23 protein-coding genes and 1 other annotated feature are annotated in these 22961 nt (G+C 65.2%); of the genes, 15 read left to right on the top strand and 8 right to left on the bottom strand.

Annotated elements, in window-relative coordinates; genetic code table 11:
* Window positions 1-126 precede the first annotated feature (126 nt).
* Window positions 127-1047 (bottom strand): response regulator, encoded by a 921-nt coding sequence (locus tag SCD90_RS14310; protein WP_319845382.1) that lies wholly within the window; start codon window positions 1045-1047, stop codon window positions 127-129.
* Window positions 1040-4396 (bottom strand): hybrid sensor histidine kinase/response regulator, encoded by a 3357-nt coding sequence (locus SCD90_RS14305; RefSeq protein ID WP_319845381.1) that lies wholly within the window; start codon window positions 4394-4396, stop codon window positions 1040-1042. Before SCD90_RS14305 ends, SCD90_RS14310 begins: the two co-directional genes overlap by 8 nt.
* Before the next feature lie 222 nt (window positions 4397-4618).
* On the opposite strand from SCD90_RS14305, the gene urtA reads away from it, so the two are divergent.
* From urtA to SCD90_RS14265, 8 genes are all read left to right on the top strand, one after another.
* The gene (gene urtA, locus SCD90_RS14300; protein WP_319845380.1) at window positions 4619-5881 is read left to right on the top strand and encodes an urea ABC transporter substrate-binding protein; all 1263 of its coding nucleotides are present in this window, start codon (window positions 4619-4621) and stop codon (window positions 5879-5881) included.
* Window positions 5882-5971: 90 nt separating this feature from the next.
* Window positions 5972-6898 carry an urea ABC transporter permease subunit UrtB gene (gene urtB / locus SCD90_RS14295; RefSeq protein WP_319845379.1) on the top strand — a complete coding sequence of 309 codons (927 nt, stop codon included), beginning with the start codon at window positions 5972-5974 and terminating at the stop codon, window positions 6896-6898.
* Between the two features lie 7 nt (window positions 6899-6905).
* On the top strand, window positions 6906-8042 hold the full coding sequence (urtC, locus tag SCD90_RS14290) for an urea ABC transporter permease subunit UrtC (RefSeq protein ID WP_319845378.1): 1137 nt from the start codon (window positions 6906-6908) through the stop codon (window positions 8040-8042).
* A 13-nt stretch (window positions 8043-8055) separates the two neighbouring features.
* On the top strand, window positions 8056-8835 hold the full coding sequence (gene urtD, locus SCD90_RS14285) for an urea ABC transporter ATP-binding protein UrtD (RefSeq protein WP_319845377.1): 780 nt from the start codon (window positions 8056-8058) through the stop codon (window positions 8833-8835).
* 11 nt (window positions 8836-8846) lie between these two features.
* Complete coding sequence (gene urtE, locus SCD90_RS14280; protein WP_319845375.1) at window positions 8847-9536, top strand: urea ABC transporter ATP-binding subunit UrtE; 690 nt, start codon at window positions 8847-8849, stop codon at window positions 9534-9536.
* A gap of 47 nt (window positions 9537-9583) precedes the next feature.
* The gene (fmdA, locus tag SCD90_RS14275; protein WP_319845374.1) at window positions 9584-10813 is read left to right on the top strand and encodes a formamidase; all 1230 of its coding nucleotides are present in this window, start codon (window positions 9584-9586) and stop codon (window positions 10811-10813) included.
* Window position 10814: 1 nt separating this feature from the next.
* Window positions 10815-11150 carry an FmdB family zinc ribbon protein gene (locus tag SCD90_RS14270; RefSeq protein ID WP_319845373.1) on the top strand — a complete coding sequence of 112 codons (336 nt, stop codon included), beginning with the start codon at window positions 10815-10817 and terminating at the stop codon, window positions 11148-11150.
* A 64-nt stretch (window positions 11151-11214) separates the two neighbouring features.
* Entirely contained in the window at window positions 11215-11991 is a 777-nt protein-coding gene (locus SCD90_RS14265; RefSeq protein WP_319845372.1) for an MOSC domain-containing protein, read from the top strand.
* A 13-nt stretch (window positions 11992-12004) separates the two neighbouring features.
* On the opposite strand, the gene SCD90_RS14260 is transcribed toward SCD90_RS14265, so the two are convergent.
* The 3 genes from SCD90_RS14260 to SCD90_RS14250 form a co-directional block, all read right to left on the bottom strand.
* Window positions 12005-12247 (bottom strand): hypothetical protein, encoded by a 243-nt coding sequence (locus SCD90_RS14260; RefSeq protein ID WP_319845371.1) that lies wholly within the window; start codon window positions 12245-12247, stop codon window positions 12005-12007.
* A gap of 77 nt (window positions 12248-12324) precedes the next feature.
* Complete coding sequence (copM, locus tag SCD90_RS14255) at window positions 12325-12690, bottom strand: CopM family metallochaperone (protein WP_319845370.1); 366 nt, start codon at window positions 12688-12690, stop codon at window positions 12325-12327.
* A gap of 67 nt (window positions 12691-12757) precedes the next feature.
* Window positions 12758-13960 carry an MFS transporter gene (locus SCD90_RS14250; protein ID WP_319845369.1) on the bottom strand — a complete coding sequence of 401 codons (1203 nt, stop codon included), beginning with the start codon at window positions 13958-13960 and terminating at the stop codon, window positions 12758-12760.
* Window positions 13961-14112: 152 nt separating this feature from the next.
* Between SCD90_RS14250 and SCD90_RS14245 the strand changes: the two genes are divergently transcribed.
* The 3 genes from SCD90_RS14245 to SCD90_RS14235 all read left to right on the top strand — a co-directional run bounded on the left by SCD90_RS14245 (window position 14113) and on the right by SCD90_RS14235 (window position 17489).
* The gene (locus tag SCD90_RS14245) at window positions 14113-15897 is read left to right on the top strand and encodes a bifunctional diguanylate cyclase/phosphodiesterase (protein WP_319845368.1); all 1785 of its coding nucleotides are present in this window, start codon (window positions 14113-14115) and stop codon (window positions 15895-15897) included.
* Between the two features lie 181 nt (window positions 15898-16078).
* Window positions 16079-16933, top strand: coding sequence for a manganese catalase family protein (locus SCD90_RS14240; protein WP_319845367.1), 855 nt, complete (start codon window positions 16079-16081; stop codon window positions 16931-16933).
* A gap of 64 nt (window positions 16934-16997) precedes the next feature.
* Window positions 16998-17489: a DUF4142 domain-containing protein gene (locus tag SCD90_RS14235; RefSeq protein WP_319845366.1), complete on the top strand. Its 492-nt coding sequence runs from the start codon at window positions 16998-17000 to the stop codon at window positions 17487-17489.
* Between the two features lie 37 nt (window positions 17490-17526).
* Here SCD90_RS14235 and SCD90_RS14230 read toward each other — a convergent pair whose 3' ends face one another.
* Both SCD90_RS14230 and SCD90_RS14225 read right to left on the bottom strand, forming a co-directional pair.
* Window positions 17527-18468 (bottom strand): alpha/beta fold hydrolase, encoded by a 942-nt coding sequence (locus tag SCD90_RS14230; protein ID WP_319845365.1) that lies wholly within the window; start codon window positions 18466-18468, stop codon window positions 17527-17529.
* The gene (locus tag SCD90_RS14225) at window positions 18468-18899 is read right to left on the bottom strand and encodes a DUF4267 domain-containing protein (protein ID WP_319845364.1); all 432 of its coding nucleotides are present in this window, start codon (window positions 18897-18899) and stop codon (window positions 18468-18470) included. Before SCD90_RS14225 ends, SCD90_RS14230 begins: the two co-directional genes overlap by 1 nt.
* Window positions 18900-19028: 129 nt before the next feature.
* On the opposite strand from SCD90_RS14225, the gene SCD90_RS14220 reads away from it, so the two are divergent.
* The 4 genes from SCD90_RS14220 (at window position 19029) to SCD90_RS14205 (ending at window position 22645) form a co-directional block, all read left to right on the top strand.
* Window positions 19029-19217, top strand: a complete 189-nt coding sequence (locus tag SCD90_RS14220; RefSeq protein WP_319845362.1) for a hypothetical protein — start codon at window positions 19029-19031, stop codon at window positions 19215-19217.
* Window position 19218: 1 nt separating this feature from the next.
* Window positions 19219-19410 carry a hypothetical protein gene (locus SCD90_RS14215; protein ID WP_319845361.1) on the top strand — a complete coding sequence of 64 codons (192 nt, stop codon included), beginning with the start codon at window positions 19219-19221 and terminating at the stop codon, window positions 19408-19410.
* Between the two features lie 208 nt (window positions 19411-19618).
* Window positions 19619-20962, top strand: a complete 1344-nt coding sequence (locus SCD90_RS14210) for a GntP family permease (protein ID WP_319845360.1) — start codon at window positions 19619-19621, stop codon at window positions 20960-20962.
* A 79-nt stretch (window positions 20963-21041) separates the two neighbouring features.
* Window positions 21042-21097 (top strand) — a sequence feature (sul1 is cis-regulatory element that is thought to sense ions involved in sulfur or methionine metabolism; They are found in Alphaproteobacteria).
* A 69-nt stretch (window positions 21098-21166) separates the two neighbouring features.
* The gene (locus SCD90_RS14205) at window positions 21167-22645 is read left to right on the top strand and encodes a SulP family inorganic anion transporter (RefSeq protein ID WP_319845359.1); all 1479 of its coding nucleotides are present in this window, start codon (window positions 21167-21169) and stop codon (window positions 22643-22645) included.
* Between the two features lie 2 nt (window positions 22646-22647).
* Here the strand turns inward: SCD90_RS14205 and SCD90_RS14200 are convergent, their stop codons facing one another.
* Window positions 22648-22947: a hypothetical protein gene (locus SCD90_RS14200; RefSeq protein ID WP_319845358.1), complete on the bottom strand. Its 300-nt coding sequence runs from the start codon at window positions 22945-22947 to the stop codon at window positions 22648-22650.
* Window positions 22948-22961: the final 14 nt, after the last annotated feature.

The raw sequence follows: 22961 nt of genomic DNA, 5'->3' as shown, positions 1-22961 counted from the left end.
CTGATTCACGGGCAGGCTAGACCATGCGCCGTCTCGCGCGAATGACTTCCACCGCGCGCTGGGGAAAGAAAACCGCACGGGCCCTAAGGTTCCCGTTAACGGCAGAGGCCCGGAACGGCCTCCAGGTCAGACCTCCTGGGACATGGCCCGGATGGCCACGGCTGCCGCCGATGCGCGGTTCTCCACGCCGAGCTTCGAGAACACCTGTTCAAGGTGCTTGCTCACCGTGCGGTGGCTGAGTTCAAGGATGTCGGCAATGTCCTTGTTGGCCTTGCCGCGCGCCAGCCAGAGCAGCACTTCCGCCTCGCGCGCGGTCAGCGACAGCTTCTCGCGCAGCACGGCCTCCGGCAAGGCGGTGCGTTCTTCGGCCAGCCGCAGCAGCAGTTCATCCGGGCCGGTGCGGGCCAGGAAGGAGATCTGCAGCCGGCGCTCGCCGCTGGAAAGGCTGACCTGCGGAGGGGCGGAAGCGCCGGTCAGCCCCGCGATCCATTCCTGCGCGTCCGGAGGAAGATGAAGTTCCTCGCCCGATGCCTCGGTGAAGAGATCGGCCAGCAGCCGCCGTGCCTGGGGTGTTGCCCACAGGACCTGTCCGGCCGCATTCGAGGACAGCAGGAACCTGCCGCTCGCATCCAGCGCCACACGCGCGCTCTGCTGCGCCCGTGCATTGGCGAGATGCACGCGGATGCGCGCGAGCAATTGATCGGGGACGATGGGCTTGACCACGTAGTCCACGCCGCCGGCAGAAAGACCGCGCACCACGTCCTCCGTCTCGTTCAGGCCGGTCATGAAGATGATCGGTACGTGGCCCGCGCCCTGACTGCGCTTCAGCAGCCGCGTCGCCTCGAAGCCGTCCATGCCGGGCATCACGGCGTCCATCAGGATGATGTCGGGCGTGATCTGCTCCACGAGGCGAAGCGCGCTGCCGCCGTCCATGGCCACCAGCACCGTCATGCCGGCTTCCTCGATGGCGGTCGTCAGCATGCCGAGATTGTCGGGGCTGTCGTCCACGACGAGGACGATGTCGCGGGGGCGGGCCTGCTCACTCACCGGTCAGGTTCTCCAGAACCAGCATGTAGCGCTTCAGGTCGAAATTGCGGATGTGCGCTCCAAGGTCGTCCGCCAGTGGTCCGCTCCCAGGTGCTTCGGCCTTCAATTCCGCCAGCTTGGCCTCGATGCCGCGGATGTAGCCGATGCTGCCGAGCCGCTTCAATTCATCGACATGGCGCTGTGCCACCACATAGCGCGCCGGTTCCTGAAGGACCACGGGCGCTGCCTCCGCATCGCTGTCATAGACCCAATCGAGCCGGAGCAAGGCTTGAACCCGGTCGAGCAGCTTCTCCATGTCGACCGGCTTCGGCAGAAGGTCGTCGTAATCCTCGCCCTTGGCCGATCCATGATCGATCATATTGGCCGACACCATCAGTATGCGTGCCTCCTCGTGGCCTGTCGCACGAAGGGTACGGGCAAGCTCAAGGCCGCTCATGCCCGGCATCGAGATGTCCAGCAGGAACAGGTCGGGCTGGCACTCCGATGCCAGGGTGAGGCAGGAAGGGCCATCCTGAGCCATCAGCAGCACGAAGCCGAGCGGCGTCAGCACTTCGCGCATCAGGTCGCGGTGGTTGGGGTCGTCATCCGTGACGAGCACCGTGCGGCGCGGTCCGACATAGCCGAGGCGGCGGCGCGGCTGGGCCGCCAGCTTCGCGTTTTCCACGGCCGAAAGCAGCAGGCGGACCGTGAAGACCGTGCCGTCCCCCACCCGGCTGCGCAGGGTGACCTCGCCACCCATGATCTCGGTCAGCAGCTTGGTGATCGTCAGCCCCAGCCCGATGCCGGGCGTCTGTTCCGCATTGAGGCCGCGCCCGCGTTCGAACGGCGCGAAGATGCGCTCCAGGTCGTCGGCCGGAATGCCGGGACCGCTGTCCTCGATCTCGAACTCGGCCACCCCGCTGCGCAAACGGAGCCGCAGTGCGACATGCCCGCGGTCCGTGAACTTTATGGCGTTGGACAGCAGGTTGATCAGCACCTGCCGCAGCCGCTTCTCGTCCGATGCGACGACCGCCGGCAGCTTTTCCGGGCGGGTGAAGCGGAACTCGAGGTTCTTGGCCGCAGCCTGCAGGCGGAACATCTCCACCACCTGCTCGAGGAATTCCGGCAGGCGAACATAATCGCGGCTCAGCTGAAGCCGCCCCGACTCGATGCGGGAGATGTCGAGCAGGCCGTCGATCAGGCCGGACAGGTGCTCGGCGGAGCGGCGGATGACCCGCACGCCGCCCTGCCGCGCCTGCGGGATGCGCTCGTCGCGCTCCATCAGCTGGGCGTAGCCCAGGATTGCGTTGAGCGGCGTCCGCAGTTCGTGGCCGATGCCCATGACGTAGCGGCTCTTGGCCTGGTTCGCGGCCTCGGCCACGTCGCGTGCTTTCTGCAGCTCGGCATCGGTCTCCTCATGCGCGGCGATCTCGCGGAGCAGGAGACGCGTCTGCCCCTCGGATTCCTCCTCGGCCACTCGCCGGCTCTCATGCGCCAGCACGAACAGCCAGGACGCGATGCCGGCCACGATGACGAGGATGAAGAACACCACCCAGAGCGCGTGGCCGATGATGGGCTTCTGGTCGGCGGCGTTGATGGTGGCCTGGAAAAAGACGAGGCCCAGCATGATCGCGATCATGCCGGTGCTGAACAGGAACAGCGCGATGAAGCGGCCGATGCCGGAATCCACCACCTCCGCCGCCCGCTTCGGCAATGCCGCGCGGGCGAAGGCCGAGGCCTGCGCCGACATGCGGCCATGCGGCTTGCAGCCATCCCCGCAACGCGCGTCGAGCGAGCAGCACAGGGAGCAGATGGGACCGGAATAGACAGGGCAGCCCGCCATGTCCTGCGGTTCGAAGCTGTGCTCGCACACGCAGCACCGCACCAGTGCCGCGCCGCCCCAATTGGTCTTCGGAGTGCGGGCAAGATAATAGCGCCCGCCGGTGGCAAGCGCGATCAGCGGGCTCGTGACCATCGCCACACCGAGTGCGATGAACGAGGCCAGCGCCTGGGCGACATCGCCGAACAGGCCGGCGAAGGCCGCAAGCGCCGCCACGCACGCCAGCAGCATGGAGCCGACGCCCACGGGATTGATGTCGTAGAGATGGGCGCGCTTGAACTCGATGCCGCGCGGACTTAGGCCCAGCGGCTTGTTGATGACCAGATCGGCCACCAGCGCGCCGACCCAGGCCACGGCGACGATGGAATACAGGCCGAGCGTCTGTTCCAGCGCCCGGTAGATGCCGAGCTCCATCAGCAGCAGCGCGATCGCGACGTTGAAGACCAGCCAGACCACGCGGCCCGGATGGCTGTGCGTCAGCCGCGAGAAGAAGTTCGACCAGGCAATGGAGCCGGCATAGGCATTGGTGACGTTGATCTTGAGCTGCGAGACGATGACGAAGATGCCAGTGAGGACCAGCGCCAACTGCGGCCAGTCCGTCACATAGCCGAACGCCACGCGGTACATCTGCGTCGGCTCGGCGGCATCGGTGAAATCCAGCCCGTGCCGCACCGCCAGCACGGCCAGGAAGGAACCGGCCAGCAGCTTGACGAGCCCGACCACCGTCCAGCCGGGACCGCCGACCAGCACTGCGAGCCACCATTTCAGGCGGTTGCCGGCGCGTGCGCGCGGCACGAAGCGCAGCACGTCCACCTGCTCGCCCGTCTGCGCAATGAGGGCGAAGGCCACGCCCGCCGCCGCGCCGAACAGGGTGATGTTGAACGCGCCGCCTCCATCGGCCGGGAAATCACGCCACTGGGCCAGCGTTTCGGGTGCCGCCCAGAAGATGAAGGCGAAGGGCAGGATGTGCAGCACCACCCAGACCGGCTGGGTCCAGAGCTGGAACCGCGTGATCCAGGTGATGCCGTGCGTGACGATGGGGATGATGACGACCGAGGAGATCAGGTAACCGATCCACAACTCGATGCCGAAGCACATCTTCAGCGCCGCCGCCATGATGGCCGCCTCGATGGCAAAGAAGATGAAGGTGAAGCTCGCATAAATCAGCGAGGTGATGGTGGAGCCGATATAGCCGAAGCCCGCGCCACGCGTGAGCAGGTCGACATCCACGCCGTATTTTGCCGCGTAATAGCTGATCGGCAGGCCCGTGAGGAAGATCAGCGCACAGATTACGACCATCGCGGCAATGGCATTGGTGACACCGTAGCTGAGGGTCAGCGCGCCGCCGATGGCTTCGAGGGCGAGGAAGGAGATCGCTGCAAGCGCGGTGTGGCTGACGCGGACGGCCGACCAGCGACGGGCGCTCTCCGCCGTGAAGCGCAGCGCATAGTCCTCGAGGGTCTGGTTCGCGACCCATTGATTGTATTGCCGGCGCACGCGCACGATGCGCTGCTGGCCCTGGACGCTCATGCTCCTCGACAGCCCTTTCCCTCTCCGCAGCATGGGATATGCAATTCCTGTTCCCACGGAGCGGACGGGCGCCGTCAAGCCTGTCCTCAAGCGTGCAACGGGCGCCGTTTGCTCGGCATACGGCAATTAGCGTATACCAGGAAGACCCGGACCCGGCGGACATTGCCCGCCAATGAGGCAGCGATGACTGCCTCACGTCACCAAAATGGGGGTCTCGGGTCTATGGCTGATGACAAGAAGCAGGGGCTTGAATCGGCGCTGCGCCGCAAGCTGTTGATGGGCATGGCCGCGGCTCCGGCTGCGATGCTGTTCCCGAAGGTTGCGTTCGCGCAGGCTCCGGCCACCTCGGCCGTGAACACCACCGGCCTTGCCGTGACGGACACGGAAGTCACCGTCGGCATCCTGCATTCGGTGACGGGCACGATGGCCATCTCCGAGACCGGATCGGTGCAGGCCGAGAAGCTCGCCATCGAGCAGATCAACGCCATGGGCGGCGTGCTGGGCCGCAAGATCAAGTACGTGCAGGAAGACGGCGCGTCCGACTGGCCGACCTTTGCCGAGAAGGCCAAGAAGCTGCTGGTGCAGGACAAGGTCGCGGCCGTGATGGGCTGCTGGACCTCCGCCTCCCGCAAGGCGGTGCTGCCGGTGTTCGAGCAGTACAACGGCATGCTGTACTACCCGACCTTCTATGAAGGCCTCGAGCAGTCCAAGAACGTCATCTACACCGGCCAGGAAGCCACGCAGCAGATCCTCGCCGGCCTCGATTGGGTGCAGCGCGAGAAGTCCGGCAAGACCTTCTACCTGATCGGTTCGGACTATATCTGGCCGCGCACCTCCATGAAGATCGCGCGCAAGCACATCGAGGGTCACCTGAAGGACTCGTCGGTTGTCGGCGAGGAGTACTTCCCGCTCGGCCACACCCAGTTCAACTCGGTCATCAACAAGATCAAGCTGAAGAAGCCCGACGTGATCTACTGCGCGGTCGTCGGCGGCTCCAACGTCGCCTTCTACAAGCAGCTGAAGGCGGCCGGCATCGACCTCTCCAAGCAGACGCTCCTGACCATCTCCGTCACGGAAGACGAGATCGACGGCATCGGCGGCGAGAACATTGCGGGCGCCTATTCCTGCATGAAGTACTTCCAGTCGCTAGAAAACGACAACAACAAGGCCTTCGTCGCCGAGTTCAAGAAGATGTGGGGCGAGAAGACCGTCATCGGTGACGTGACGCAGGCCGCCTATCTCGGCCCGTGGATCTGGAAGATGACCGTCGAGAAGGCCGGCTCCTTCGACGTGGACAAGATCGCGGCGGCCTCCGCCGACATCGAGTTCACCAAGGCGCCGGAAGGCTACGTCAAGGTCCATCCGAACCACCATCTCTGGTCCAAGACGCGCGTTGCGCAGGCCCAGAAGGATGGCCAGTTCAAGATCGTGTTCGAGACGCCCGACCTCATCGAGCCGAACCCGTTCCCGGCCGGCTACCAGTGATCTGATCCCCGCATCCGGGAGGCCCGTCCTCCCGGATGCACTTCCAGCCTGAGCTTGGACTGCGCCGTGCGGGCGCACCGGGGGCCCACGATGTTTTCTGAATATTCGATCGCCGAGCTTGGCTCCATCTTCGCGATGCAGGGCTTTGCCGGGCTTATCCTGTTCTCGGTCTTCCTGCTGATGGCGCTTGGTCTTGCGATCATCTTCGGCCAGATGGGCGTCATCAACATGGCCCACGGCGAATTCATGATCCTGGGCGCCTACGTCACCTATTTCACGTCTCAGTTCTTCCTGAACTACGTGCCCTCGCTGTTCGACGGCTACTTCTTCGTGGCGATGATCCTTGCCTTCCTGGCCGCCGGCGCGCTCGGCATGGCGGTGGAATGGCTCCTGATCCGCCATCTCTACAAGCGTCCGCTCGATACGCTGCTCGCGACATGGGGCCTCAGCCTCATCCTGCAGCAGCTCTACCGCTCCTTCTTCGGCCCGCGCGAAGTCGGCGTCGATCTCCCCCAGTGGATGATGGGCTCGGTGCCGATCACGGACACCATCGAGGTGCAGATCAACGGCCTGTTCGTCATGGGCCTCACCACCGCCATCACCATTGCTGTCGCGGCCCTGATGTACCGCTCGCGCTGGGGCAAGCAGGTGCGCGCCGTGGTGCAGAACCGCGTCATGGCCGGCGCCGTCGGCATCAACACCGAGCGCGTCGACCGCCTCACCTTCGGCCTTGGCTGCGGCATCGCCGGCGTCGCGGGCTCCGCCTTCACCATGATCGGCTCCACGGGTCCGACCTCCGGCCAGCTCTACATCGTCGACACCTTCCTCGTGGTCGTGTTCGGCGGCGCGGCCAGCCTGCTCGGCACCATCGCCTCGGCCTTCACCATCTCGCAGGCCCAGTCGACGCTGGAGTTCTTCCTCTCCGGCTCCACGGCCAAGGTCATCACCCTGCTCAGCGTCGTCGGCATCCTGATGCTGCGCCCGCAGGGACTGTTCACCCTCAAGGTACGGCGCTGAGGAGGCCATGATGAAGACGAACGCTTTCCTCTCCCGCTCCGAACTGATCGGCGTCGCGATCCTCGCGGGCCTGATCCTGGTGGTCTTCCCGATGGTGCTTGAGCCGTTCCGGCTCAACATGGTGGGCAAGTACCTGACCTATGCCTTCGTGGCGCTCGGCCTCGTGATGTGCTGGGGCTTCGGCGGCATCCTCAGCCTTGGCCAAGGCATCTTCTTCGGCCTCGGCGGCTACTGCATGGCCATGTATCTCAAGCTGGAAGCCTCCAGCATCGAGAACACGAAGATCCAGTCCACGCCCGGCATTCCGGACTTCATGGACTGGAACCAGATCACCTCCCTGCCGTGGTTCTGGCAGCCGTTCCACTCCTTCCCGGCGACGGTGCTGCTGGTCGTCGGCGTGCCGGTGTTCTTCGCCTTCATCCTCGGCTTCGCGATGTTCACCCGCCGCGTCGGCGGCACCTACTTCGCCATCATCACGCAGGCCATCGCCGCCATCGCGACCATCCTGATCGTGGGGCAGCAGGGCTATACCGGCGGCATCAACGGCATCACGGACCTGCGCACGCTCAACGGCTGGGACATCCGCACCGACGAGGCCAAGACCATCCTGTACTTCGTCAATGGCGGGCTGCTGCTGGCCTGCGTGGTGGCGCTGTACTTCGTGAAGCACTCCAAGCTCGGCCGCATCCTGCTCGCCATGCGCGACAAGGAGGACCGCGTGCGGTTCTCGGGCTACAGCGTCGCAGGCTTCAAGATCTTCGTGTTCTGCCTGGCGGCCGGTGTCGCGGCCATCGGCGGCGCGATGTTCACGCTGCAGGTCGGCTTCATGTCGCCGAGCTTCGTCGGCATCGTGCCGAGCATCGAGATGGTCATCTACACGGCGGTCGGCGGTCGGCTCTCCATCCTCGGCGCGGTCTACGGCACGCTGCTGGTCAACTGGGCCAAGACCACGTTTTCGGAGAGCTTCCCCGAGCTGTGGCTGTTCGGTCTCGGCGGCCTGTTCATCGCCGTGGTGCTCGCCTTCCCGAACGGCCTGGCCGGCATCTACTCCACCTACATCGCCCCGCGGCTGAAGCGCTCCGCCAGCCGCGTGACCGCCCCCAGCCTGCCGGCCCAGCTGCCGCAGGGCAGCCCCGCCGAGTGAGAGGACAGCACCTATGAACGCCGCGCTCGCTCACGCGCCCATCTCCGACCAGATGGCCCCGGACTTCCTCCTCGCGGTGGAGGGGCTGACGGTCTCCTTCGATGGCTTCAAGGCCGTCAACGACCTGTCCTTCTACGTCGACGAGCGCGAGATCCGCGTCATCGTCGGCCCCAACGGCGCCGGCAAGACCACGGTGCTGGACCTGATCTGCGGCAAGACGCGTGCGACCTCCGGGTCCATCAAGTTCCGCGGCCAGGAACTGACCAAGATGAGCGAGTCGAAGATCGTTCAGGCTGGCGTCGGTCGGAAGTTCCAGACGCCGTCGATCTATGATGACCTCACGGTCTTCGAGAACCTCGAGATCTCCTATCCCAAGGGACGCTCGGTGTTCGGCGCGCTGACCTTCCGCCGCGATGCGGCAGTGCGCGACCGCGTGCAGGAAGTCGCGGAGATGATCTTCCTCGAAAACCTGCTGGACGAGCGCGCCGAGTTCCTCAGCCACGGCCAGAAGCAATGGCTCGAGATCGGCATGCTCCTGATCCAGGACCCCGACCTCCTGATGCTGGACGAGCCGGTTGCGGGCATGAGCGTCTCCGAGCGCAAGAAGACGGCCGAACTGCTCAACAAGATCATCGCCAACCGGTCGATCATCGTCATCGAGCACGACATGAAGTTCGTCGAGGACATCGCCCACAAGGTCACGGTGCTGCACCAGGGCAAGGTGCTGTCCGAGGGCTCCATGGAGCGCGTCAAGAACGACCCCAAGGTCGTCGAAGTCTATCTCGGGCACTGAGGGGCGCGATCATGCTGAACGTACAGGATCTGCACGTCGCCTATGGCCAGAGCGAGGTGCTCCACGGTCTCTCCTTCGATGTGAAGCCCGGCGAGATCGTGGCCATCATGGGCCGCAACGGCATGGGCAAGACCACTTTGATGAAGAGCCTCATGGGCGTGGTGCCGACGAAGAGCGGCGCCGTGCGCGTCGGCGAGACCGACGTCACTGCCCTGAAAAGCTATGACCGCGTGGCCAAGGGCATCGCCTATGTGCCGCAGGGCCGCATGATCTTCTCCACCATGACGGTGAAGGAGAACATCGAGACGGGCCTGACGGTGACCGGCGAAAGCCAGGTGCCCGGCGACATCTACGAGCTGTTCCCGGTGCTGCTGGAGATGAAGGGCCGCCGCGGCGGCAATCTTTCGGGCGGGCAGCAGCAGCAGCTCGCCATCGCGCGTGCGCTGGCCTCCAAGCCCAAGGTGCTGCTGCTCGACGAGCCGACGGAAGGCATCCAGCCCTCCATCATCCGCGAGATGGGCCGCACGCTGAAGAAGATCCGGGACGAGAAGGGGCTGTCCATCGTCGTGTCCGAGCAGGTGCTGAGCTTCGCGCTCGACATCGCGGACCGGGTGCTGGTGATCGAGAACGGCGAGATCGTCCGCGACGATGCCCGTGCCGATGTCGATGAGAAGAAAGTCGCGAGCTACCTGTCCGTCTGACGGTCGGCGGTCGCGCAAAACATTCAGGGTTCAAGGGGAGAAGAGAAGTGGCTGACACGCTGATCAAGGTCGATCTGAACGGCTCCGCCTACGACAACGACAAGATCCATAACCGCTGGCATCCCGATATCCCGATCGTGGAATGGGTCGAGCCCGGCGACGACTTCATCATCGAGACGGTCGACTGGACCGGCGGCCAGATCAAGAACAACGACGATGCGTCCGACGTGCGCGATGTCGACCTGACGCAGGTGCATTTCCTCTCCGGACCCGTCGGTGTGAAGGGCGCGGAGCCGGGCGACCTGCTGGTCGTCGAGTTCCTCGACATCGGCGCCTTCCAGGACAGCCAATGGGGCTTCAACGGCTTCTTCTCGAAGAACAATGGCGGCGGCTTCCTGACGGAGCACTTCCCCGAGGCGCAGAAGTCCATCTGGGACTTCAAGGGCATGTTCACGGAATCCCGGCACGTGCCGGGCGTCAGCTGGGCCGGCCTCATCCATCCCGGCCTGATCGGCTGCCTGCCCGACCAGAAGATGCTGGACGAGTGGAACACCCGCGAGAAGGCACTCTACGACACCGAGCCGAACCGCGTTCCCGCCCTGACGACCTTGCCCTATGCCGAGACCGCCCATATGGGCCGCCTCAAGGGTGACGCGAAGGCCAAGGCCGCAGCCGAGGGCGCACGCACAGTGCCGCCGCGCGAGCACGGCGGCAATTGCGACATCAAGGACCTGTCGCGCGGCTCCAAGTGCTACTTCCCCGTTTATGTGGACGGCGCAGGCCTTTCCATGGGCGACCTGCACTTCAGCCAGGGCGACGGCGAGATCACCTTCTGCGGCGCCATCGAAATGGCGGGCTGGCTGCACCTGCGCGTCAACCTCATCAAGGGCGGCATGGAGAAGTACGGGATCAAGAATCCCATCTTCAAGCCGTCGCCGATCGTGCCGACCTACAATGACTACCTGATCTTCGAGGGCATCTCGGTCGACGAGGCCGGCAAGCAGCATTACCTCGACGTTCACGTCGCCTATCGGCAGGCCTGCCTCAACGCGATCGAGTACCTGAAGAAGTTCGGCTATACGGGCGATCAGGTCTATTCGATCCTCGGCACGGCACCCGTGCAAGGCCACATCTCGGGCGTCGTCGACATCCCGAATGCCTGCGCAACCTTGTGGATCCCGACCGAGATCTTCCACTTCGACGTCAACCCCGGCGCCGATGGGCCGACCAAGTTCCTCGATGGGTCGGTGAAGATGCCGATCGCTCCGGACCTGTAGGATGCCGGTCTACGAATATGAGTGTCGGGAGTGCGGCCCCTTTGCCGCACTTCGCCCCATGGCCGAGTACGCCGACCCGCAGCCCTGCCCGGACTGCGCGTCGAGTGCCCCGCGCGTGATGCTGACCGCACCGGCCATGGCCGGCATGGATCCGGCCCGCCGCACCGCGTTCGCCACCAACGAGCGCAGCCAGCACGCGCCGAAAAGCTCGAAGAGCCTGGGCCATGGAGCGGGCTGCAGCTGCTGCAGTTCTTCCAAGCCGAGCCGCAAGACGCTCTATCGTCCCGACGGTTCGAAGAGCTTCCCCAACAGCCGTCCGTGGATGATAAGCCACTAGGCACGGGGCGGGACGCGGCCGGGGGGCACGCGTCCCGCTTCCCTTGCGGGCAGGCAGGAGCAGCATGATTACGGTCACAGATCTGTACCGCTACCCCGTCAAGGGGCTCTCGGCGGAGCCTTTGGCTGTGCTCGAGGTGAGCCCCGAACACGGCATTCCTTGGGATCGGGAATATGCTGTGGCGCTGGGAACGACGGCGTTCGACCCGGCGAGGCCGGAGCCGCTCGACAAGGGCTTCTTCCTGATGCTCCGCAACAATGAGGAACTCGCGGCGCTGCGCACCCGGTTCGATCCCGCCACCACCACCCTCAGCATCCACAAGGGCGAGGCGCAGGTGCTGTCCGCAGATCTGTCGACCGAGGGGGGACGCGCGCAAGTCGAGACCTACATGCAGCACTATCTTGGCCCGGCGACGAAAGGCCGGCCGCGCGTCCTGCAAAGCGAGAACCACAAGTTCACCGACGCCAGCGTGATGTCGCCGGTGATGATGAGGGCCGTCTCCGTCATCAACCTCGCATCGGTGCGTGCGCTGGGTTCAGCCTTGGGGCGCGAGATCCATCCCCTTCGCTTCCGCGGCAATATCTATGTCACCGGGCTCGAGCCCTGGGACGAACTCGCCTGGGCCGGCAAGGACCTGACAATCGGAGGCCTGCGCTTCCGAGGGCTGGAGAGAACTCCGCGCTGCGGGGCCGTGAACGTCAATCCGGAGACTGCCGAGCGGGACGAGAACCTCCCGAAGGCGCTGATGCGAAATTTTGGCCACACCGATCTGGGCGTCTACCTGCAGGCGCTGGATGATGGCGCTGTGCGCTCGGGCGACCGGGTGGTGCTGGCCGCCTGAACGCTTTCAACCCTCAGGGGCGTGGTTCGTCCGAGAAGGCCTTCTCGACCAGCTTCAGCATGTCGTCGTCCACCTGCTGGAGCGGGCCTGGCGGGTTCAGGAGACCCCGGGTCAGCAGGTATTCCCGAACCGCGAGGTTGATCGCCCCCGCCTTCGTAAGTGTCGGATCACGCTGCTCAGCGATCCATTCGTTGAGCACGTCATCGATTTCTACGGGAATATTTACGAGCGTTGCTACGCTGTCGCTGATCTGCATGGCCGGTCCTTAACGTTTACGCATCAATGCGTCGCGTCGACCGCGGTTCCGCCTGAGCGGGCGCTTGTTCCCGACACCTAGTGACCATTGGCCTTCAGCCAGGCCCGCATCTCGCCGATCTCGCGTTCCTGGTCGTCGATGATCTTCTGCGCCATCTGACGGGTGGATTCGTCCTTGGCGTGACGCAGGGCCACCTTGGCCATCGCCACGGCGCCCTCGTGATGAGGGATCATGTGCGTGCGGAAATCCACGTCGGGGTTCCCCGTGTAGGGAACCTTCATGTTCTGCATCATCTCCATGTCCGCCTTCTGGAACTCCTCAGTGGAGGGCGAACCGGAAGATGCTGCGGGCGATGGGTGATCGTGATGTCCGCCGGTTTGTGCAGCGAGTGGGCCGGCAACGGCCAGGGACAGTGCTGAGGCGAGGACGAGGACGCGCAGCATGATGACCTCTCTTGCGGGTTCTGCCGGACAAACAAGATGGCAGGCAGCAGGGTTCCGGGTGCGGGGGCTAAGCCTCCTGGGGCCGGACGCGGCCGGCAACCCGTCGCTCCACGGCCATGGATAAGAGAAAGATGAGCAGGCCTCCGAAGGCAAGCGCGGAACCCACCCAGCCGGTGGACGCGTAGCCATAGCCCCAGGTGATGGCGAGCCCGCCCAGCCAGGCGCCAAGCGCGTTGGCGATGTTGAACGCGCTGTGGTTCAGCGCGGCAGCCAGGGTCTGCGCCTCCGCAGCCACGTCCATCAGGCGCGTCTGGAGGGCAGGGGCGATGGCATCGCCGCAGGCGACGAGGAACACGAAAAGGCAAAGCAGCCAGGCATTGCCGGCGGTGACCGAGAAGAGCGCCAGGGCAAGCACGCTGAAGATCAGGAAGCCGGCTACCGTCTTCATGAGGTTGCGGTCTGCCAGCCACGCACCGAAGGTCATGCCGACGATCATCCCGCCGCCGAAGATGGCCATGACGAAGGGCACCGCGCTTTCCGGCATGCCGGCGACCTGCGTCATGGTCGGCGCGATGTAGGAGAACACGGCGAAAAGCCCGCCGAACCCGACGGCGCCGGTTGCCACCGTCAGCCACACCTGCAGCCGCGCGAACGCCCGCAGTTCCCGAAGCGGGCTTGCCCCATGTTCGGCCGGAGCATGGGGCAGGAAACGCCAGATCATCAGCATGGTCAGCAGCGCAATCGCGGCGACCGCCGCGAACATCAGCCGCCAGGTGAATAGCTGGCCCGTCCAGGTCACGAGCGGGGTGCCCACGAGGATCGCGACCGTGAGGCCCAGCATCACCCGGCCCACGGCCTGCGTCCGCTTCGACGGATCCGCCATCGAGGCCGCGACCAGCGAAGCGACCCCGAAATAGGCGCCATGTGGCAGCCCGGAGAGGAAGCGCAGAAGCACGAAGCTCCCATAGGTCGGAGCAAGGGCGCTGAGCAGGTTGCCCAGGGCGAATACAGCCATAAGCCCGATGAGCAGGGTCTTGCGCGGCAGGCGCGCCGCCAGCACCGCGATGACGGGCGCACCCACCACGACCCCCAGCGCGTAGAAGCTGATGGCGTGCCCCGCATAGGGCACCGTGACGTCGAAGCCGCGGGCGATGTTGGGCAGAAGGCCCATGATTGCGAACTCGCCGACGCCGATGCCGAAACCGCCGGCGGCCAACGACAGTTCGATCAGGTGCGCACGCTCACCGCGCCTCGTGCCTGCAATCGCCACGTGCTGCACCTCTCCGCCGGCAAAGCGTCTGTGTGGCGGTCGCGCGAGCGGCCTGCAAGCTGTCCATGAGGCTAATGATCGTTAAAGTCTTCCGAATTCCGTGCAGGCGTCTTTTAGTGATTACCACCTAGGGTCGTCCTAGAAACGGATCGATGATGTTGCTGCGTCTCCAGAACCTGATCCTCCGGATGGTCGCCCGCGGCGAACCCCTCACGGACATTGCGGAGGCGCTGTGCTCTCATGTCGATGCGCTTGTGCCGGGCGTCATCTGCTCTGTCGTCACCGTGGATGCCGAAGGCGCGATGCAGGTGCTGGCGGCACCGAGCCTGCGCCCGGAACAGCGCGAGGCGCTGAGCGGGGTGAAGATCGGCCCACGCGCAGGCTCCTGCGGCACGGCGGCCTATCTGCGCGAGGAAGTGGTGGTGCTGGACCTGCAGTCCGACCCGCTCTGGGCCGGCTATGAGATCCTGATCCCGCCGGGCATGAAGGCGTGCTGGTCATCCCCCATCGTGATGGCCAGCGGCAGGGTGGCCGGCACCTTCGCCTTCTACTTCCCCGAGAGCCGGGGGCCGCACAGCCTGGAACGAGCGATCGTCGAAACCTGCACCCAAATTTGCGCACTGGCGATCGAGCACGACGAGATCCAGCGCGAGAATGCAAGGCTTGCCTATTTCGACCCCCTGACGGGGCTGCGAAACCGCGCCAGCTTCCAGATCGATCTCAAGCAAGCGCTTCGCGGGGGCGAGCCCCTCGGCCTCCTGCTGATCGACATCGACCGCTTGAAGCTGACCAATGACACGGCGGGTCACATCGTCGGTGACCTCCTGATCCAGGCCGTCAGCCGCCGCGTCAGCGAGGCGTGCTCTCCGGCTGCCGCATATCGCGTCGGGGGTGACGAACTCGCCGTCCTGATGCACGGCGTCGTGGACGACAAGGCGCTGGAGGCGATGGCGTTACGGCTGATCGCCAGCGCAGGTCAACCGGCTGACCTGAACGACCACATGATGTCTCCGAGCATCACCATCGGAGGTGCGCGGCTGGAGACTGGGCAGAACGCGGCGGAGGATCTGCGCCAAAGGGCCGATTTCGCGCTCTATCACGCGAAGGAGACCACGCGCGGCGGTTTCGTGGCTCATACCCCTGACCTGGGCTCGTCGATCGCCCGTCGTTTCGCAGCCATCAGGAAGGTGGGCGCTGCCCTGGACGATATGCGGATGGAGGCGCACTACCAGCCCGTCCTGCGGTTGGATACGCGCCGCATCGTGGGCGTGGAAGCCCTGTGTCGCCTGCGCGGTACAGACGGTGCGCTGCTCGAAGCCGAGATGTTCAGTGCCGCCATGAGCGACCCCGCGATCGCGCGGCGGCTGACCACCTTCATGGTCTCGCAGGCCGCGCAGGACATGCGGCGCTGGCTCGACATGGATATCGGCATCGAGCATGTCGGCATCAACGTCTCCGGAGGGGACTTCCAGTCCGGTGCCCTTTGTGGACAGATCGCGCGTGCGTTCGAGAAACACCGCGTGCCGCTCAAGAATCTCGTGCTGGAGGTTACGGAGGAGGTCTATCTCGGTGAAGCAGCGAGATCGGTTGCCGCGCCGCGGGCGGAAGGCATGCTCGTGGCGCTGGACGATTTCGGCACGGGTTATGCCTCCCTGACCCATCTGCTGGATTTTCCGGTCGATATCATCAAGATCGATCGATCCTTCGTTGGACGGCTGGAATCGGATCCCCTGAGCGCCATCATCGTGGAAGGCATCGTCGGCATGGCCGCGAAGCTTGGGATCAGGATCGTTGCCGAGGGCATCGAGACGGAGCAACAGATTGCCCGCCTGCTCGGGTTCGGATGCCGCCTCGGGCAAGGCTATCTTCTGGCACGGCCCGCCCCGTTCGACGTCATCACGGCCATGATCCGGGAGCCGGCCATTCTCGACGGCTGAGCTGATCCAGAGCACAGGTTCCGTTCATCTCGACAGAAGTGCTCGTCACAACAGAAGTAACGCTGAAGACGTCGGTAAGAGGGTGCGGTAGCGAACCCCGAAAGCAACTGCTGAAACTCTCTACCTGGGTTCACGTTGGTCCGCGGAAATCCTTTCCCCGATCACGTTCCAGGAGACGTCGATGTACTTCAACGATCCTCGCCTGCAGTACCCGGTCCGCGTCGACCGGCCAAACCCCGCATTCGCCCGTGCCTTGCAGCAGGCCATCGGCGGCGTCGAGGGCGAAATTCGCGTGTGCATGCAGTACTTCTTCCAGGGCTGGGGCGCACGCGGCCCCAAGAAGTATCGCGATATGCTGCTGACGACAGCGACCGAGGAAATCGGCCACATCGAGATGCTGGCGACCGCCGTGGCCCTGAACCTCGAAAACGCACCCATCTCGCTTCAGGAAGAAATCGCGGCCGACCCCATCGCCGGCTCGGTTCTGAGCGGCGTGAACATGAAGAACATCCTGTCCTCCGGCCTGAATGCAATGCCCGTGGACAGCGACGGCATCCCGTTCGACATGTCGCACATCTATGCCAGCGGAAACATCGCGGCCGACCTGACGGCGAATATCGCGGCGGAGTCCACGGGCCGCGTGCTGGCCGTGCGCCTGCACAACATGACCGACGATCCCGGCATGAAGGACATGCTGCAGTTCCTTATCGCGCGCGACACCATGCACCAGAACCAGTGGATGGCGGCGCTCGAGGATATGGGCGGCGTGCAGGAGAACTTCCCGATCCCGAACAGCCATCCGCAGTCGGAAGAGAAGAGCGAGTTCGCCTACACCTATCTGGGCTTCGACCGCGCCGGTGCCCCGCCGGTGCAGGGCCGCTGGTCCGAAGGCCCGTCGATCGACGGCAAGGGCGTCTTCAGCAGCGCCCCGTCCGAACCCATGGGCGAGGAGCCGATGCTCTCGCCGCCGCGCATGGGCGGTGGCGCGCAGTCCGGCCAGATGGGCGCCAAGTCCCTCATCGACAAGATCTTCTGATCGATCTCACGGGCGGGGCCGCGTGCCCCGCCTTTTTCTTTGCCCCACAGACAGGAGGAACACGATGGACAGACGCAACATGCTGAAGGCAGCCGCTGGAGCTGCGCTCTTTCTTCCCGCCGGAATGGCCTTCACTGCGCAGGCCCAGCCCGCCGCGATGGACAGCATGAAGGCCAGCGCGCTGGAAGGCGGCGACTTCGCCACCATGACCAGCGAGCTTGCGCTCCGCAAATCCCGCAGTGCTGCGGTGAGGACCTTCGCGCGGCTCGAGATCAACGAGCAGGAAGCGACCGCGCGTGCATTTGGAGGGCGCCCCGGCATGACCGGCCTGACAGCCCGCCATCGGCAGATGGTTGACGAGCTTGCGGCTCTCGACGGGTCCGCGTTCGACGCGATGTATGTGCGCGGCCAGATCATGGGCCACGAGGAGCTTCTCCGCATTCACCGCAACTATGCCCGACGGGGATCCGATCCCATGGCGCGCGGCGCCGCTACCGTGGCTGTGCCGAGCATCGAGACGCATCTCGCAATGCTGCGCTCCATGCGTTCCGCCTGAAGACGATCCGGGCGATCCGCCATACCGGATCGCCCCTTTATCGGGAGGTGCCGCGAAGGACCTCCGCGCCGACCAGATCCGGTGCCGAATGATGGACCATGTGGCCGGCACCGGGCACGACCAGCAGCCGGCTTCCCGGCAGCGCTCGATGCAGGCGAGCAGACTGCCGCCGCCAGTCGATGACGCTGTCTTCCTCGCCGACAATGATGGTCACCGGCTGATCCAGGTGCCATGCCGCATGGCTCTGGCGCAGAGCCTCGCGCATCATCAGGGTGGAATCTTCGGCGGTTGCCTGCACATGCGGCGGCCGCAGAAGCATGTCCCTGTCCATCGCTCGCCGGAAGCGGTGCGAAACATCGGTCGGGCGAAACATCTTGCGCAGGATCCGGCGGAGGAACGGCCTCACGGCCAGCGGCAGCACTGTGTGGCGGATCAGCGGGCCGAGTACCGGCAGCGCGGCAGGTGCGAAAGCCAGCTGCGAGGGCCGCTCCGGAGGGTGATAATATCCCGACAGCAGGTGAAGGCCGGTGATGACGCCGGGCGCGCGCGAAGCCATGGCGATGGCCACGAGGCATCCCCAGGAATGGCCGAGCACCTCTGCCTGCCGGATGCCGAGACGGTCCATCGCGCCGAGGATGAGGTCGGCCTGCGCGTCGGCGGTCCAGACCGTGCCTTCGGGACGGTTGCTGTGGCCGAAGCCTGGACGATCGAAGGTCCAGACGCGCCGCTGCTCGGTCAGCATCGAATGCAGCGGGCTTGCGAGAAAGTCCGGCACCATGCTGCTGTTTCCATGAAGCAGCACGATGTCGGGACCGCTCCCCGCGACATGCACATGGAGCCGGGCGCGGCCAAGGCGCAGCACATGGCCGGCGGGCGGATTCCGGCGTAAAGCCCGCCGTTCCCGCCGATGATTGACCAGCCAGGCAGCGCCGAGTGCGCCGCAGCAGAGCGCGGCTCCAGCGAGCCATCCGCGGCCCATCACAGAGCGCGGCGGGGCTTCGTCCGGAACAGCATGATGCTGAGGGTGGCCAGCACGCCACCGGCGAAGGCATGGACCAGGAGGTTGAGTATCGACGAGAAGCCTTCGACGGAGGCGACGAGCAGCACGTCAAAGAGGGGGATGATTGCGCTCACCGCCAGCAGCACGGCAAGGGGGCGCCTCCCCTGGAACGCCATCGCCCCGATCAGGCCGCCGAGCACGATGTCCCGGATGCCCAGCGCAACGACATAAGACAGGGTCTCGCTGATCTGCGCCGAGAGGCCGAACAACGCGGCCCCCGCATCCGGAGCCAGGACGAAGAGGAGGCCGAGCAGGACGAAGATCACCGCCAGAGCCAGAGCCAGCCACAGGCGCACATCTCCCCAAGGGAGCCGGTCGTCGTCGTAGGTTTCGATGGGGATGTCTTGCATGCGCATCTATCTAGCGCGCCATCGTGCAGAGCAAAGAGCACGCCATCGTGCAGTCCGGAACGGGTGCCCCGGATCGGGGAACCTGCGCGGGTGCCGTGTGTTGGTCAGGACAACAAGGAGAGGATCGCGATGACCAATCGTCCGCCACCAATCCCGGCCGAGAACCTGTCGCCCAAGGGCCCGCAGGATGCCGCCTCGAAGGCGCCTTTGGATACGTCCATGGCCAAGGATCACACGACCGATAACGCCGACAAGCGTGGCCGCACGGGCAACATCAAGCAGAACACCACCAACCAGGGCTACCAGCAGGATCGCTGACATGCCGGACAAGAACGAAGCCTCTGAACGCATCGGCGGCCCCGGAGCCAGCCACGAGAACCGCGACAGGCCTCCCGCGAAGGCCGCCCTGGGATCTCCCACCAAGCCGGACCGTGAGACGCAGCGCAGCCGCGTTTCGGGCGGCGGCGGCGAAGCCGACACGCATCACACGCACGACGAACGGCGCAAGTAAAAGTCCTGCCGTGGCGGAATTCGCATCCGCCACGGCATTCCGCTCCGCGGATGGTTGAACCAAAGCTCTATCTCTTCCTCACGTTTTCACGTGTATTCAGCCACTTATCAGGCGGCATCCCAGCCGCGCCATTCGGCTGGACGTGCTGGCAACCGAGATGCCTGCGCATGTGCGGTGTTTCGGGGCACGATCCCCGGGAGAGATGTCGATGCTTCTTGTCCTGCTTCTTCTGCTGTCCATCGCGTTCATCGTCTTCACGACGGCCTATCTGAAGCTGCATCCGTTCCTCGCGCTGCTGTTGACGGCATTCGGGTTCGGCATCCTCTCCGGAATGCCGCTGGCGGAGGTGGTGAAGTCCGTGAACGAGGGCTTCGGGGGCACGATCGGGTCCATCGGCATCGTCATCATCGCCGGCACGATCATCGGCGTCTTCCTCGAAAAGTCGGGCGGGGCCTTCAGGCTCGCCGCAAGCATTCTGAGGGTCACCGGCCAGCGCAATGCGCCGCTCGCGATGTCCATCATGGGCTATGTGGTCTCGATCCCGGTGTTCTGCGATTCCGGCTTCGTGATCCTGTCCTCGCTGAACAAGGCGGTCGCCAAGCGCGCAGGCATCAGCCTCGCCGCCACCGCCATTGCGCTGGCGCTTGGGCTGTACGCCACCCACACCATGGTGCCGCCGACGCCCGGCCCGGTCGCCGCCGCGGGCATCCTCGGCGCCGATCTCGGCCTCGTCATCCTGTGGGGCATGATCATCGGCCTGATTGCCACGCTGGGCGGGTGGCTGTTCGCCATCACCGTCGCCGCGCGGATCGAAGTGCCGCCCTACAAGGAAGGCGAGATCCCGGACGGCGCTGCCGAGCTCTCGGTCGAGAACGCACCTTCGACCTTCATGTCGCTCCTGCCCATCGTCGTCCCGATCATCCTCATCGTGATGCTCTCGATCGCGCAGCTGCCGTCCAAGCCTCTCGGCACAGGCCCGATCGTGAACGTGCTGTCCTTCCTGGGCCAGCCCGTCGTTGCTCTGCTGATCGGCGTCGGCTTTGCGCTGCTTCTGCCCAAGAAGCTCGACCGGAACATGCTTTCCACCGACGGCTATGTCGGTGCGGCCGTGATCGATGCCGCCATCATCATCACCATCACCGGGGCGGGCGGCGCCTTCGGCAAGGTGCTGCAGAACTCCGGCATCGCAAAGGTCATCGGCGACAGCCTGGCCAGCGCCAATCTTGGGCTGTGGCTGCCCTTCGTCATCGCGGCCGGCATCAAGACCGCGCAGGGCTCCAGCACCGTTGCGATCATCACCACCGCCGGACTGATGGCGCCCCTTCTTCCGGCGCTCGGGCTCGATGGAGACATCGCGAAGGCGCTCGTTGTGGTCGCTATCGGTGCGGGCTCAATGGTGGTCTCGCACGCCAATGACAGCTTCTTCTGGGTGGTGACGCAGTTCTCCAACATGGACGTGAAGACGGGTTATCGCCTCCAGACGCTGGGCACCCTGTTCCAGGGCCTCGTCGCCGCAACCACGGTGTGGATCGTCGGGCTCATCCTGCTCTGAAAACAGGTTGAGCGGATCTCAGGCCTGCGGCGCACGCAATTGTGCCGCAGGCCTTTTGTTGTTAGAGGGCAGGCATTCGACTGGACCCGGTGAAAATCCGGGTGGCTCTTCCGGCCGCCGATCCGCCGGACCACGCAACCGACATCGATGACCGACGCGCCGCAGGTGAGCGCTCGTCCGCGCATGTCTTGCGGAAACCAGAACATGAAAATCCAGAACAGCTACGCACGCGAGTGGTTCGCGAACGCACCGCGTGATGTCGTCTCAGGCATCGTCGTCGCCCTCGCACTGATCCCCGAGGCCATCGGGTTCTCCGTCATCGCCGGCGTCGATCCCAAGATCGGCCTGTTCGCCTCCTTCGCCATCGCCTGCGTCACCGCCTTCACGGGTGGTCGCCCGGCCATGATCTCGGCCGCGACGGCGGCCACCGCGGTGCTGATGGGCAGCCTCGTGCGCGACCACGGCCTGCAATACCTGTTCGCCGCCACGATCCTGATGGGTGTCATTCAGATCGCCGCCGGCGCGCTGCGGCTCGGGCGCGTGATGCGCTTCGTCTCGCGCTCGGTCATCACCGGCTTCGTCAACGCACTCGCCATCCTGATCTTCATGGCGCAGCTGCCGGAACTCATCGGCGTTACGCCACTGACCTATGCGTTCGTCGCGGCCGGGCTGGCGATCATCTACCTGTTCCCGCTTGTGACGAAGGCCGTGCCGTCCCCGCTGGTCGCCATCGCCGTGCTGACGGGCGTGGTCTTCTACGCGGGGATCGACGTGCGCATGGTGGGCGATCTCGGCGAGCTTCCGTCATCGCTGCCGGTGTTCGCATGGCCGCAGGTGCCGCTGACTTTTGAGACGCTGCAGATCATCTTCCCTTGTTCCGTCACGCTTGCCGCCGTGGGGCTGCTGGAGAGCCTGCTGACCGCGCAGATCGTGGACGACATGACGGACACGACCAGCAACAAGAGCCGCGAATGTGTGGGGCAGGGCACCGGCAACATCGCCTCCGCACTGATCGGCGGCATGGGCGGCTGTGCCATGATCGGGCAGTCGGTCATCAACGTCACGTCGGGCGGGCGCGGTCGGCTTTCCACCTTCGTGGCCGGCGCGTTCCTGCTGTTCCTGATCCTCGTGCTGGATGACCTCGTCCGCATCATCCCCATGCCCGCGCTTGTCGCGGTCATGATCATGGTGTCGATCAGCACCTTCTCGTGGCGCTCCGTGCTCGATCTGGGACAGAACCCTTGGCAGTCCTCGGTGGTGATGCTGGCCACGGTCGCGACGGTGGTCACCACGCGCGATCTCGCCCAAGGCGTGCTGGTCGGCGTGCTGCTGTCCGGCATCTTCTTCGCCGGAAAGGTGGCGCGCCTCGTCCAGATCCGCCTCTCGTCCGACAGCACGGATGCCCGGCACACCTACATCGTGGAGGGGCAGATCTTCTTTGCCTCGTCCGAGGTGTTTATCGAGGCGTTCCGGGCCGCGCAGCCGGCGCCGGAGGTGGTGATCGATGTCAGCCGCGCCCATTTCTGGGACATCACGGCCGTGGGAGCGCTGGACAAGGTGGTCCTGCGCTTCCGGGGCCTTGGGTCAGCCGTCACCGTGGTGGGCCTGAATGAGGCCAGCTCCACGATGATGGATCGCTTCGCGGTGCACGACAAAGAAGGCGCCGCGCTGCGAGGGCACTGACCTCAGAGCGGGTCGAAGCCGACCTCGCGCGTGCGCTGCGTGGCGGGCATCTCCGCGGCCAGCATCGCGTGGTAGATGCCGTCCACCGGGCTGCGGTAATGCTGCGCCTGCTCCCAGGCCTGCAAGGCGCGATTGCCGCGCACCAGCATATCCTGCGTCGGATGCGCCATCGCCGCCACGGCTGCGGTGGCCAGGCGGCGGAAGCGCTCCTGGTCCTCGGCGGGCGCGTGCCGGAACTTAGTCTCCGGCGAGCGGCCGGCTTCGGCGTTCCACATGGCTTCGGCTACGTTGTCGATCAGCATCGTCGGATGTCCTC

The sequence above is a fragment of the Terrihabitans rhizophilus genome (genome assembly GCF_033898525.1).
Lineage (GTDB): Bacteria > Pseudomonadota > Alphaproteobacteria > Rhizobiales > Methylopilaceae > Flaviflagellibacter > Flaviflagellibacter rhizophilus.
The sequence above is the reverse complement of the archived record's forward strand: the minus strand, read 5'-3'. Positions and strand labels throughout refer to the sequence as shown.